Raw genomic sequence first — 13,064 nt, forward strand, 5'->3', positions numbered from 1 at the left:
CCCGTCAGACCGTCGCGTACGCGACGATGCCGCGGCGGACCGCGTCGGTGGCGCGTCGGGCGGTCTGCGCGAGGTCCGGGTCGCCGGCGTTCCGGATCTGGTCGAGGAGGTCGATGACCTGCTTCGACCAACGCACGAAGTCCCCTGCGGCCAGGTCGAGCGAGCGCAGGACGTCGTCGAGCGGCGAACCCGACGCCCAGCGGAACATGCCGAGCGCGATCGCCGGGGTCGGCGGCTCGGATCCGGCCAGCCGGGCGTCCCGCTCGACGTCGTCCAGGCGGGACCAGATCGTCAGCGTCTCGTCGAGCGCCGGCCGGAACGCCCCACGCGGGACGGCGTGCTCGGTGCCCGGAGCGTCCTCGCGACGCGGCTGGTAGACGATCGTCGCCGCCATGCCGGCGAGCTGCGCGGGGGTGAGGTCCTTCCAGACCCCGGCCTCCAGGCACTCGGCGACCAACAGGTCCCGGTCGCCGTAGATGCGCTGCAGTCGGCGGCCACCGGCGGCCACGGTCACGTCGCCCTGCTCGTCCTGCACCAGGTACCCGAGGGCGAGGAGCACGTCGGTGACGCGGTCGAACGTCGTCGCGACCGCACCCGTGCGGGAGCGGATCTGCTGCACGAGCTTGTCGTTGGTGCGCTTGAGCTTGTACCAGCGCTCGGCCCAGCGGGCATGCGCCTCCCGGTCGGGGCAGGCGTGACAGGGGTGCCGCTGGAGCTGGCGGCGGACCTCGCTGATCGCTGCCTGACGCTCCTGGCGGGCACCGTGCGACGCCTCGCGACCACCGGGCACGTTGGTGCGCTCGAGGTCCGAGAGTCGCCGACGCAGCGCCGCGTACTCGGTGAAGTCACCGAGGTGGCACTGCATGGCGTCCTGGTAGCCGTCCAGGGACTCCTGCTGCGACCGCACCTTGCGCGCCAGGTCGACGACCGAACGGTCCGCCTGGAACTGTGCGAACGAGGTCTCGAGGACCTCGCGGGTGCGGTCCCGACCGAACTGCTCGATCAGGTTCACGGCCATGTTGTAGGTCGGCTTGAACGACGAGTTCAGCGGGTAGGTGCGACGGCTCGCCAGCGACGCGACGGCCTGCGGCTCGAGCCCGTCCGTCCACTGCACGACCGAGTGCCCCTCGACGTCGATGCCGCGGCGACCCGCGCGACCGGTGAGCTGCGTGTACTCCCCCGGCGTGATCGGGACCCGGGCCTCGCCGTTGAACTTCTCGAGCTTCTCCAGCACGACGGTGCGCGCGGGCATGTTGACCCCGAGCGCGAGGGTCTCGGTGGCGAAGACGACCTTCACCAGCTTGCGTTGGAAGAGGTCCTCCACGACCTCCTTGAAGGCGGGCAGCAGGCCGGCGTGGTGCGCGGCGACACCGCGCTCCAGGCCCTCCAGCCACTCCCAGTACCCGAGCACGGCCAGGTCCTCGTCGAGCAGGGTGCGGCAGTGGTACTCGGCCGTCTCGCGGATCTCCCGGCGCTCGTCGGCCGTCGTCAGGGACAGCCCGGAGCGGACGACGTGGCGGACGCCCTGGTCGCAGCCGTTCCGGCTGAAGACGAAGAAGATCGCCGGCAGCAGCATGCGCTCGTCCAGCATCTTCGCGATCTGTTCGCGGTGTGCCTTCTCAGTACGCGGACCCCGACGCTCCGGGAACCCGCCGCGGCCACCGCGTCGACCCCGCGGACCACCGGACCCCCGGGAGGCGCTGCCCACCAGACGGAGCAGCTCCGGGTTGACCCGGTTGGTCGCGGCGGCACCCGACGAGTCGAACAGGTCGACCATCTTGTTGCCGACGAGGACGTGCTGGTCGAGCGGGACCGGACGGTCCTCGGAGACGATGACGTCGGTGTCGCCGCGGACCGTCTGCAGCCAGTCACCGAACTCCTCGGCATTGCTGACCGTGGCAGACAGCGAGACCAGCCGGACCTCGGTCGGCAGGTGCAGGATGACCTCTTCCCACACCGCGCCGCGGAACCGGTCGGCCAGGTAGTGCACCTCGTCGAGCACGACCCACGCAAGGTCGTCGAGCAGGTCGGAGTCCGCGTAGATCATGTTCCGCAGGACCTCGGTCGTCATCACGACGACGCGGGCCCGGGGGTTGACGTTCGTGTCACCGGTGAGCAGACCGACCTCGGTCTCCCCGTAAGCCTGGACGAGCTCGGCGTACTTCTGGTTGCTCAACGCCTTCATCGGCGTCGTGTAGAACACCTTCGCCGTCGGCTGCCGCATCGCCAACCAGATGGCGAACTCGGCGATGATCGTCTTGCCGGCACCGGTCGGCGCTGCGACCAGGACGCTCCGGCCCTGGTCGACGGAGTCGCACGCCGCGAACTGGAACGGGTCGAGGTCGAAGCGCAGGTCGGTGCGGAACAGCTCGAGGTTCCGGGACCGGGAGCGGACCTTCGCGGCGGCGAACCGCTCGGCGGGGCTGAGGCTGGTCTCGGTCACAGGCCGTACTCCTCGTCGAGCTTCGCCTGGCGCTTCGCCACGCGGCGGTCGTGGATCCACGTGACCAGGCAGGCCGCGAAGTAGAGCACGACCATCGGGATCGCCAGGATGAACATCGACAGGATGTCCGCCGACGGGGTCACCAGTGCGGTGAAGATCAGGATGAGGACGATCGCGACCCGCCACGAGCGGACGATCGCCGCCGCCGACAGGACGCCGACGAAGTTCAGCAGCACCAGGAAGACCGGCAGCACGAAGGCGATGCCGACCGCGACGATGAGCTTGATGACGAAGTCGTAGTAGGCCTTCGCATCGACGATCGAGGTGTCCTGTGCGGAGACGAAGCTGCCGAGGATCCCGACCACGTGCGGCAGGACGTACCAGCCGAACGCGCAACCGGCGAAGAACAGGGGGATCGCGGTGCCGAGGAAGCCCCACACGTACTGCTTCTCGCGGCGGACCAGGGCCGGGACGATGAACGCCCAGATCTGGTAGAGCCACACCGGGCTCGCGATGACGACGCCGATCGTGATCGCGATCTGCAGCCGGAGGTCGAAGGCGCCGGTGATCATCGGGAAGTTCAGCTCGGCAGTGTGCCCACCGACCCGGGCGAGCTGCGTCACCGGGGCACGGAGCGAATCGAGCACGAAGGGGGTGAGGAACCAACCGCCGATCGCGCCCACCAGCACCGCGACGACCGCCTTGAAGAGACGGTTGCGCAGCTCGATCAGGTGCTGCCCGAGGGACATGCGGCCTTCGGGCTCCTTCGGCCGGCGCCCTTGCCGCTTCTCTCGCCCGCTCGCGGTCGTCGAAGCCATGGTCCGATCCTACGGCAGCGGTCTCTCAGTGCACGTCGAGAGCGGCGGCGGCGAAGTCGTGGACGGCCTGCCGGGCGGCCGGCGGGTCGAGCACCACGGCACGGCCCGGCAAGCCGGCGACCAGACGGACCACTCCGTCGAACCCGGCCGAGGCCGCGAGCCGGATGCGCACCCGTCCGTCGTCGTCCGGCGCGTCCGCGGTGTCCGCGAGGAAGTCGGCCACCAGCGGCAGCGACGACCCGTCGAGCTCCACCGTCACGATGACGTCCTGGGCGCTCTGCTGGAACAGCGTGTCCGGCAGGACCACGTCGTCGATGGTCCGTTCCGCGGGACGGCCGTCGACGCGCACGCCGGACATCCGGTCCAGTCGGAAGGTCCGGATCGCGGCACGGTCGAGGTCCCAGGCGCGCAGGTACCAGTCCGCGTCGATCGACTCCACCCGGAGCGGGTCGACCCGGCGTGTGCTGCCCTGCGTCCGCGGTCCGGCGTACTCGAACTGCAGACCGCGACGGCCCGACATGGCCTCCCTGATCACCGTGAGGGCGGCGTCGTGCAGGTCCTGGCCGACGGCGACGTTGCCCGCCACACCGCCGGCGCCACGGGACAGCTTCGCCATCAGGGCACGGATCGCGTCCTTGTCCGCGGCCTCGGGCAGCGCCGACAGGTACTGCAGCCCGGCGATGAGCGCCGAGGCCTCGCGGGCGGACAACCGCGGGGCGTCGTCGATCGCCACCAGGTTCGTCAGGACGATCATGTCGTTCTGGTCGAAGTCGTCCCACGCGATGTCGAACAGGTCACCGTGCTGGTACTGCATGGTCTCGCCGGGGACACCGGAGACCGCGATGAGCTCGACGGCACGGCGGATCCGGGACTCCGGGACGCCAAAGTGCCGTGCCGCCTCGGACACGGAGACGCGCTCGCGGTCGATCAGGTACGGCACGAGGGCCAGCAGGAACGCCAGTTTGTCCTGCGCCTGCAGCGGTTGGGCGTCAGCCATGTGTCGCTCCGTCGTTCCCCGTGGTCGCGCCCGCGACGCCGCTGTCCGGTGCACCGGTGTGGTCCTCGACGAGCACGCGGAGCCGGTCGACCACGCGCTGCCGCAGGTCCTCGGGTTCGACGACGCGGACCTCGGGCCCGAAGGCCGCCAGTTCCTCGGCCAGGATCTGCGGGTCGACGTGGTGGATCACGAGTTCACCCTCGGTGGTCGAGGTCGTGTCCCGGCGTCGGGTCAGTCGTCGCTCAGCATCGGAGCCCGGGACGACGTGCACGGTCGCCGTGCGCTCGGCCCAGACGCGGTCGAGGCCCGCCAGAGCCCGCTCCCCGGCGTCGGCCGGCGCCGGGTGCTGCCCGACCTCGTACTGGGTGACCGGCCCGACGATCCGGGCGAGCAGGTAGTTCTTCTCGGAGCGGGTCGCGAACTCGTGCGCGGCGAGCATCCACCGGCCGCCGTGCTGCACGAGCGCGAGCGGGGCGAGTTCGCGCACCTGCGCCTCGTGGTGCCCCGGTGTGATGTACGAGAACCGGACGGCCGCCGCCCGGTCGAGGGCCGAACGCAGCGGCTCGAAGGCAGCGTCCCGGGTGCGCAGCCGCGGAGCGTACGCACCGATGGCAGAGGCGCCGTCACCGGCGTCGTGCTCCGACCCGTCGTCGTCGGACCCGGCGGAACGGACCTTCAGCAGACCGCGGCGGGAGTCGGCGGACAGTGCGCCCTCGCGCCAGGCCATCGCGGCCAGGGAGAGCAGCGCGGACTCGTCCGGGGTGAACCGGACGTCCAGAGGCAGGTCGTACTCGCCCTTCGGGATGCGGTAGCGCAGCGTCTGGTTGTTACCGGCGGCGCCCGGGGTCTCGATCGTCTCGAGCGGGATGCCGAGCTCGCGGACGTCGTCCTTGTCGCGCTCGAACTGTCGCTCGAGCGAGGCGTTGTCCCCGCCGGCGCTGTACCGCTGCCGGTAGCCCTGCACGTTCGCGAGGATCTCGGACTTCGTCAGCCCGGACTCCGTCGACAGCAGCGCGAGGACCAGGCTGAACAGCCGTTCCTCAGCGGGCACACGGGGAGCACGAGTGGTGGGCACGTGCCGATCCTACGCAGCCTGTGGTGCGGGTCAGCGCGGCATCACGCCGAGCACGTCGATGACGTACGCGTACGCGGCACCCTGCTCGTGCACGATCGCCAGTACCTGGTCACCCACGTGGCGGCCGAGCAGGGCGTTCCGGATGCCGTCGACGACCTGCCCCTTCGCCAGCGGCAGCGGCTGGGAGCCCGAGCCGTCGGTCCAGCTGGAGCCCGCGACGGTCGAGTCGGCCGTGCTGCTCCCCCAGGTGACGGCGGTGTACTTCACCACGGCGGTGTCCTTCGCCGTGAGGGTCGCACCGTCGCCCTTGCGGAGCAGGTGCTGCTCGTCCTGCTTCGGGGCGGACCACGACGGGATCGTGATGCCGGGCGCGCCGTCGGGTGCGAGCACGACGGCAGGCATGCCGTCGCCCGCGAGCTGTGGCGTGCCCGTGGCGCGGGCGTCGAAGGCCCGCTTGACGTCGACGACGAAGACCGCGGCGTCCTCGGCCTTCGACCCCGAGCGACCCCGGTCCGCAGCGGTGCCGGAGAGCGCGGACTTCGGCAGTGCCACGGCCAGGCGGTCGCCCACCTGGGCGCACTCGAGCGCCTCGCCGAGCGCGCCGCCGTTGGTGGAGCCCGCCGTCAACGGCGCGGTGCTGCCGGTGTAGCCGCTGGTCTGGGCCACCGCCCCGGTGGCACCGTCGACGAGCGTGTACTCGAGCACCACGGGGGTGCCGTCGCCGATCGTGCGGCCCTCGCCCTGGCGGAGCACGGAGACCTGCGTGCCGCGGACGGTCAGACCGGCCGGCACGGTGACCTTCGGCTCGGAACCGAAGGCGCCCTTCGCCGACACGGCCTGGGACGCGGCGCCGGACGGGGCGCACGTGCTGGCCGATCCCGCACCGGGCGTGGCGCACGCGGTCAGCGACGCGAGGAGTCCGATGGTGACGACGAGTGCGGGGATGGTGCGCACGGATCCTCTTTCCGGTCGATGCAGGACGGGCACGGGGGGAAGCCTACCGGTCGCCGTCGGAGGGACCGGACGCCCCGACGACGGCTGCCGTGGCCTCGGACGCTGCCGCGACGGCGGCCTCGGACGCCGCTTCGGCAGCCGCGACCTTCCGCGCCTGGGCCGCAGCCTGACGGGCGACCTTCCGGAGCTTCTTGTCGCTTGCAGCGCGTTCGCCGACGGCGCCGGGGGTCCAGGCCTCGACGTCCTCGTCGGAGAACTCCGCCTTGCCGGCTCGACGCTTCAGGTTCGGCAGGACGACACCGTCGGCCAGTCGACGGGCCGTGATGAGGAAGCCGGTGTGCGCCACCATGCGGTGGTCGGGTCGGACTGCGAGACCCTCCACGTGCCAGGTGCGCACCAGGGTCTCGCTCGACTGCGGGTCGGTGAAGCGTCCGGTGTCGCGGAGCGCCTCGGCCGTGCGGGAGAGCTGCGTCACCGTGGCGACGTAGCAGACGATGAGACCACCGGGCGCGAGGGCGTCGGCCGCCTCGTCGACGCACTCCCAGGGCGCGAGCATGTCGAGCACGACGCGGTCGATGCTCTGCGGCTCGACGGCCCGCGGCAGTTCCTCGACCAGGTCGCCGACGGTGACCGACCAGTTGTCGGGGACGGCTCCGAGGAACGTTCCCACGTTGCCACGGGCGATCGCCGCGAACTCCTCGCGTCGCTCGAAGGACTGCAGGCTGCCGCTCGGGCCGATGGCGCGGAGGAGCCAGAGCGACAGTGCGCCCGACCCGACACCGGCCTCGACCACGCGGGCACCGGGGAAGACGTCCGCGAAGGCGACGATCTGTGCCGCGTCCTTCGGGTAGACGATCGCTGCACCGCGCGGCATCGACATGACGTAGTCGTTGAGGAGCGGGCGGAGGGCCAGGTACTCGTCGCCCGTGCTGGCCCGGATGACCGAGCCGTCCGGCTGGCCGATGACGTCGTCGTGCGCGAGCATGCCGCGGTGCGTGTGGTAGACCACGCCGGGCTCGAGCGAGAGCGTCGTGAGCTTGCCCTTCGGTCCGGTCAGCTGCACCCGGTCGCCAGCGCGGAACGGACCGCGGGGCGGGGTGTGCGGGGCACCGCCGGCGGTGTGCGGCAGCTCGACCTCCGGAGCAGCAGCGGCGTCGTGCACGGTGGTGTCGTCGCTCATCGCGCGTCCCCTTGGATGGCGGGGGCCGACGTCGGGACGGAGGTCGGGCCTCCCTGGCGTTCGGCTGCCCGCGCGCTGAGCGCCGGGCCGGTGAGTTCGAGCAGGCGGTCGACGTCGACGCCGCTCAGCGTGGTGAGGTGGACGTCGCTCGCGCCCTCGGCGATCGGGACGATGTGCTCCACCGCCACGGTGACGGCGCCCGAGGCCCGGGCGGAGGCGACGCCCGTGGCCGAGTCCTCGATCGCGACGCAGGCGGTGGGTTCGACCCCGAGCTGTGCGGCGGCGGTCAGGTACGCGTCCGGGTGCGGCTTCGGACGGTCGACGTCGTCACCGGCCACGACGACCCGGAAACCGCGGGCACCGAACGCCTCGGCAGTCACGAGCGCCATCGTGCGACGGGACATCGTCACGAGGGCCGTCGGGATGCCGCGGTCGTGCAGTTCCTCGACGAGTTCACGGGCGCCGGGACGCCAGGGCAGGTCGTCGCCGTGCAGCCGCTCGACCACGAAGTCGGTCATCCACTGGACGATCTCCTCGACCTCCAGGTCGACGCCCTTGTCGCGGAGGATCTCCCCCGACCGCTCCAGGCCGCTCCCGACCAGCGACAGACCGTCCTGGTGGGTCCACTCGGCGCCGTAGCGGGCGGTGAGCACGACCTGCGACTCCTGCCAGATCGGCTCGGTGTCGATGATCGTGCCGTCCATGTCCCACAGCACGGCTGCGGGCAGCACCGATGCGGGCTGGGCGGGGGTGGGGGGTTGCGCGGTCACGGGCGACGAGTCTACCGGCGGCGCGGCCGGTGGACGGCGGCCTGTGGAGAGCGGGACTATCGTGGATGCCTGATCGTGTCCGGTCGGCACGCGCGCGAGCGCGGCGGACCACTCCACCACCAGGAGGCCCTGCCGTGCCACAGCACTCCCCCTTCAGCGACGGACGGCTCCTCGTGGTCGCGTTCGAGGGCTGGAACGACGCGGGAGAGGCCGCGAGCGGTCTCGCCCGGCGCATCGTCGACGCGCTCGAGCTCGACGAACTGCGCGAGATCGACGGGGAGCGTTACGTCGACTACCAGTTCAACCGGCCCGAGGTCGGTTTCGACGACGACGGCGAACGCGGAGTGCAGTGGCCCCGCATCGTCCTGCACGGCCCCAGCGCCGAGGGCCGCCCGGTGATCGGGGCGACCGGCGCGCCGACCGAACGCGACGTGTTCGTCCTCGTCGGCCCGGAACCGTCGCGCACGTGGCGCGGCTTCTGCGCCGAGGTCATCGACCTGGCCGACGTCTACTCCATCGACGCCGTCGTGTTCGTCGGCGCGATGCTCGCCGACGTGCCGCACACCCGTCCGATCTCGGTCTTCGTGTCGAGCGAGAACGCCGGCGTCCGGGCCGCGTTCGACGTGGACAAGTCGACGTACGAGGGGCCCACCGGCATCCTCGGGGTCCTCGCCGACTCGATGGACAAGGCCGGTCTCACGACGCTCTCGCTCTGGGCGTCGGTCCCGCACTACGTGCACAACGCACCCTCCCCCAAGGCCACGCTGTCGCTCCTCGACAAGATGGAGGAGCTCACCGACGTCACCGTGCCACGCGGCACGCTGCTCGATGACGCCGCGCAGTGGGAAGAGGGCATCGACGCCCTCGCCTCGGACGACGAGGACATGGCGTCGTACATCGGGCAGCTCGAGCAGGCGCGTGACACCGTCGACTCCCCCGAGGCCTCGGGCGACGCCATCGCGCAGGAGTTCGAGCAGTACCTCCGGCGTCGCGAGCACAAGGACGGCAAGGACGGCAACGGGGCGGCCGGCGAGGGGCCGTGGCGTCCGCCGCAGCCGCCGCAGTAGGCGCGAGACCCTGACGGACGGGAGGCCCGGGACAAGCTGGTCCCGGGCCTCCCGTCCGTCAGGTGCGTGCGTCAGGAACGCGACCCCGCTCGCCGAGGCGGCGCGACTCGCCGCACGCCGGTCGCCGAGGTGCCGGGATCCCGGCACCTCGGGCCCCGGGACACCGGAATGTCGGCACCTCGGCGAAGCGGGTGGGCGTGCGCGCACGCGGCACGCGCAGCGCCGCGTCAGCCGATGCGGATACCGAGGAGCGCGTCGACCAGGTCGACGAGCTCGGGCGTCGCCGCCGTGCCGGCCGCGATCGCGGTGTCGACGACCGCGACGGCGCCCGGCGTGTCGAGGTCGTCCGCGACGCGGGCGCGGAGGCGGCCGATCACCTGGTCGGCGTCGTCCTGCTCGCCGCGACCGCCAGCGGCCCAGGCGTCCCAGGACGCCAGCCGGCGCTCGGCGTCCTCGAGGTCGCCGTCGAACCACTCCCAGTCGTCCGAGTAGCGGTGCGACAGCAGTGCCAAGCGGATCGCCCGCGGATCGGCGCCGGCGTCCAGCAGACCTCGGACCGTGACCAGGTTGCCGAGCGACTTCGAGATCTTCGTGCCCTGGTAGGCGACCATGCCGGTGTGCACGAACGCGTTCGCGAGCGGCTGCTGGGCGAGGGCTGCGGCGTGCCCGGCGCTCATCTCGTGGTGCGGGAAGACCAGGTCGCTGCCGCCGCCCTGCACGCTGATCGGCAGCCCGAGGCGGTCGCCCGCGATGACGCTGCACTCGATGTGCCAGCCGGGGCGCCCGGGGCCGATCTCGGTGTCCCAGCTCGGCTCGCCCTGTCGCTCGGCACGCCACAGGAGCGGGTCGAGGGGGTCGCGCTTGCCGGGGCGGTCGGGGTCGCCGCCGCGTTCGGCGGAGAGGGCGAGCATGGTGTCGCGGTCCAGACGACTCTCGTCACCGAGCGTCCACACGTCGTTCGCCCGGTTCACGTCGAAGTACAGGTCCTCGCCGTCGGAATCGGGCGTGGGCACGGTGTAGGCGGCGCCGGTCTCCTCGAGGTAGGCGACGGCCTCGGCGACGCGGTCGACCTCGTCCGTGACGGCCACGTAGTCGTCCGGCGGCAGGACGCGGAGGGCCTCCATGTCGCGGCGGAACAGGTCGATCTGGGACGCGGCGAGCTCCCGCCAGTCGACGCCGTCGCGAGTCGCGCGCTCGAGCAGCGGGTCGTCGACGTCGGTGGTGTTCTGGGCGTACTGCACCTGCAGACCGGCGTCGCGCCAGACCCGGCCGAGCGTGTCGAACGCCAGGTAGGTGGCGGCATGGCCCAGGTGCGTGGCGTCGTAGGGCGTGATGCCACAGACGTACAGCGCCGCCCGGTCGGCACCGCGCGTCGGGTCGACGGGCTTGCCGGTGGCGGTGTCGTGGACGACCGGGCGGGGACCGGCGCCGGGGACCTCCGGGACGGACGGTGCCGACCAGGCCCTCATGCCTGCACCACCCCGAGCGAGAGCAGCACGATGAGGACGATGCCGAGCAGGATCCGGTAGACGACGAAGGGCATGAAGCTCCGCTTGCTGATGTAGTTCATGAAGGCGGCGATCACGACGAAGCCGACGACGAACGCCACCACGGTCGCGATGAGCGTGTCCGCCAGGCCGAACGGTGCGCCGGTGTCACCGAGGCTCGTCGCTGCCTCGTACAGGCCGGACAGGAACACCGCGGGGATCGCCAGGAGGAACGCGAACCGCGCCGCGGCCGGCCGCGTGTACCCGAGGGCGAGCCCCATCGACACGGTGGCTCCGGAGCGGGAGACACCCGGCACGAGCGCCAGGACCTGTGCCAGGCCGATCAGGATGCCGCCGGTGAAGGTCATCTGCTCGATCGGACGGACCTTGCGGCCGACGCGGTCCAGCACGCCCAGGACGACCCCGAAGACGATGAGGACGATGGCGACGATCCACAGCGACCGGAACGTGGTCTCGATGGTGTCCTGCAGGAGCAGCCCGATGACGCCGATCGGGATCGTGCCGATGATGACGAGCCATCCGACGCGGACGTCCGGGTCGTTCCGTGGCACCTTGCCGGCCAGGGCGCCGAACCACTTCCGGACGATCCGGACGATGTCCTTCCAGAAGTAGATGAGCACGGCGGTCTCGGTGCCGAGCTGCGTCACCGCCGTGAAGGCCGCGCCGGGGTCCTGTGCGTCGGGCAGGAACAACCCGACGATGCGCAGGTGGGCGCTGGAGGAGACCGGCAGGAACTCCGTCAGCCCCTGGACGAAGCCGAGGAAGATCGCTTCGAAGATGTGCACGTGTGCGGCCTTTCGCCGGTGCTGGACTCGGTTGTGCCGTCACCGACGACGACCATGCACGGTATCAGTAGGTCGCGAACAGGTCCCCGAGGACGCGGCGGCCGAACGCCAACGACTCGAGCGGAACGCGCTCGTCGACGCCGTGGAACATCGCGGGGAAGTCGACGCCAGCCGGCAGCTGCAGCGGCACGAAGCCGTACCCGGCGATGCCCAGTCGCGAGAGCGCCTTGTTGTCGGTACCGCCGGACAGCAGGTACGGCAGCACCGGAGCACCCGGGTCGTGACGCTCGAGGACGTCCCGGACGGCGTCGACGAGCGGGCCGCCGAAGTCCTGCTCGAGCCCGACGTCCTGGTGCGTCATCGTGACCTCGACGTCGTCGCCGGCCAGTTCGCGAACCCGGGCCAGGACCGCGTCCTCGTCACCGGGCAGGCAGCGGATGTCCACGAGCGCGGTGGCCTGGTCGGGGATCACGTTGTGCTTGTACCCGGCGCTCAGGACGGTCGGGTTCGTCGTCGTGTGCAGGGCGGCGTGGATGAAGCGGGCGGCCGACCCGGTGGCGAGCGCGACCTCGTCCGGTCCGGTGGCGACCGGGTCGACCCCCAGGAACCGGGCCACCTCGGTGACCATCGCGGTGGTCGTGTCGGACAGCCGGACCGGCCATTCCGCGCTGCCGATCCGGGCGACGGCGGCGGCGATCGTGGTGACCGCGTTGTCCTTGATGACGTGCGAGCCGTGCGCCGCGGTCCCCCGCGCGGTGAGCTTCACCCACATCAGGGCCTTCTCGCCGGTCTGGAGCAGGTAGGCGCGCCGGTCACCGACCGTGATCGAGTAGCCACCGACCTCGCTGATCGCCGCGGTGGCGCCGTCGAAGACCTCGGGGTGGGTGTCGACCACGTGGTGGGCGCCGAGAATGCCGCCCGCCTCCTCGTCGGCGAAGTACGCGATCACCAGGTCCCGCTCCGGGGCGCCCCGCTGCTCGATGACGTCCGACAGCGCGGTGAGCATCATCGCGTCCATGTTCTTCATGTCCACGGCGCCGCGGCCCCAGAGGGACCCGTCGCGCACCTCGCCGCCGAACGGGTCGACGGACCAGTTGGCCGGGTCGGCGGGGACGACGTCGAGGTGTCCGTGCACGACGAGTGCCGGCTTGCTGCGGTCACGACCGGGCACGCGGGCGACGACGCTGACGCGGTCCGGTTCGGACTCGAACAGCTGCGGCGCGAGCCCGAGCTCCTGCAGCGCGGACTCGACGTAGTGCGCCGCCTCGGTCTCACCGCGCGACTTCCCCTCACCCCAGTTCGTCGTGTCGATCCGGATCAGGTCCCGCGCGATCGCCGCGGTGCGTTCCAGCTCGGACGTCATGGTCCAACGCTACCGGCGAAGCCGCTCCGACTGCGCCGCGCCCGGGATGCGCGACCGTGTTCAACGCGCGTTCACACCCGTGCTAGTGTCTTCTCTCGGCAGGA

Annotated in this window: 11 protein-coding genes; 1 reads left to right on the forward strand and 10 read right to left on the reverse strand. The window is 71.6% G+C overall.

Annotated features, from left to right (window positions below; translation table 11 throughout):
* Positions 1–4: 4 nt before the first annotated feature.
* The 7 genes from DEJ31_RS01215 to DEJ31_RS01245 form a co-directional block, all read right to left on the reverse strand.
* Positions 5–2,443 (reverse strand): RNA helicase, encoded by a 2,439-nt coding sequence (locus DEJ31_RS01215; protein ID WP_110902282.1) that lies wholly within the window; start codon positions 2,441–2,443, stop codon positions 5–7.
* Positions 2,440–3,192, reverse strand: coding sequence for a twin-arginine translocase subunit TatC (tatC, locus tag DEJ31_RS01220; RefSeq protein ID WP_110902281.1), 753 nt, complete (start codon positions 3,190–3,192; stop codon positions 2,440–2,442). The genes DEJ31_RS01215 and tatC overlap by 4 nt, the downstream gene beginning before the upstream one ends.
* A 94-nt stretch (positions 3,193–3,286) precedes the next feature.
* A complete protein-coding gene (locus DEJ31_RS01225) occupies positions 3,287–4,258 on the reverse strand; it encodes a YafY family protein (RefSeq protein ID WP_110902280.1) in 972 nt (323 codons plus the stop codon).
* Positions 4,251–5,333: a YafY family protein gene (locus DEJ31_RS01230; protein ID WP_110902279.1), complete on the reverse strand. Its 1,083-nt coding sequence runs from the start codon at positions 5,331–5,333 to the stop codon at positions 4,251–4,253. The genes DEJ31_RS01225 and DEJ31_RS01230 overlap by 8 nt, the downstream gene beginning before the upstream one ends.
* Before the next feature lie 30 nt (positions 5,334–5,363).
* On the reverse strand, positions 5,364–6,287 hold the full coding sequence (locus DEJ31_RS01235) for an FKBP-type peptidyl-prolyl cis-trans isomerase (protein WP_111044136.1): 924 nt from the start codon (positions 6,285–6,287) through the stop codon (positions 5,364–5,366).
* 43 nt (positions 6,288–6,330) lie between these two features.
* On the reverse strand, positions 6,331–7,467 hold the full coding sequence (locus DEJ31_RS01240; RefSeq protein ID WP_111121026.1) for a tRNA (adenine-N1)-methyltransferase: 1,137 nt from the start codon (positions 7,465–7,467) through the stop codon (positions 6,331–6,333).
* On the reverse strand, positions 7,464–8,237 hold the full coding sequence (locus tag DEJ31_RS01245; RefSeq protein WP_258366066.1) for an HAD family phosphatase: 774 nt from the start codon (positions 8,235–8,237) through the stop codon (positions 7,464–7,466). The genes DEJ31_RS01240 and DEJ31_RS01245 overlap by 4 nt, the downstream gene beginning before the upstream one ends.
* Positions 8,238–8,371: 134 nt before the next feature.
* Between DEJ31_RS01245 and DEJ31_RS01250 the strand changes: the two genes are divergently transcribed.
* A complete protein-coding gene (locus tag DEJ31_RS01250; protein ID WP_111044135.1) occupies positions 8,372–9,304 on the forward strand; it encodes a proteasome assembly chaperone family protein in 933 nt (310 codons plus the stop codon).
* Between the two features lie 227 nt (positions 9,305–9,531).
* On the opposite strand, the gene mshC is transcribed toward DEJ31_RS01250, so the two are convergent.
* The 3 genes from mshC to DEJ31_RS01265 form a co-directional block, all read right to left on the reverse strand.
* A complete protein-coding gene (mshC, locus tag DEJ31_RS01255) occupies positions 9,532–10,773 on the reverse strand; it encodes a cysteine--1-D-myo-inosityl 2-amino-2-deoxy-alpha-D-glucopyranoside ligase (RefSeq protein WP_111077171.1) in 1,242 nt (413 codons plus the stop codon).
* The gene (locus DEJ31_RS01260; protein ID WP_110902274.1) at positions 10,770–11,597 is read right to left on the reverse strand and encodes an undecaprenyl-diphosphate phosphatase; all 828 of its coding nucleotides are present in this window, start codon (positions 11,595–11,597) and stop codon (positions 10,770–10,772) included. Before DEJ31_RS01260 ends, mshC begins: the two co-directional genes overlap by 4 nt.
* Before the next feature lie 64 nt (positions 11,598–11,661).
* The gene (locus tag DEJ31_RS01265) at positions 11,662–12,960 is read right to left on the reverse strand and encodes a M20/M25/M40 family metallo-hydrolase (RefSeq protein WP_111121027.1); all 1,299 of its coding nucleotides are present in this window, start codon (positions 12,958–12,960) and stop codon (positions 11,662–11,664) included.
* Positions 12,961–13,064 lie beyond the last annotated feature (104 nt).

It is taken from the genome of Curtobacterium sp. MCPF17_031 (genome assembly GCF_003234035.1).
GTDB lineage: Bacteria > Actinomycetota > Actinomycetes > Actinomycetales > Microbacteriaceae > Curtobacterium.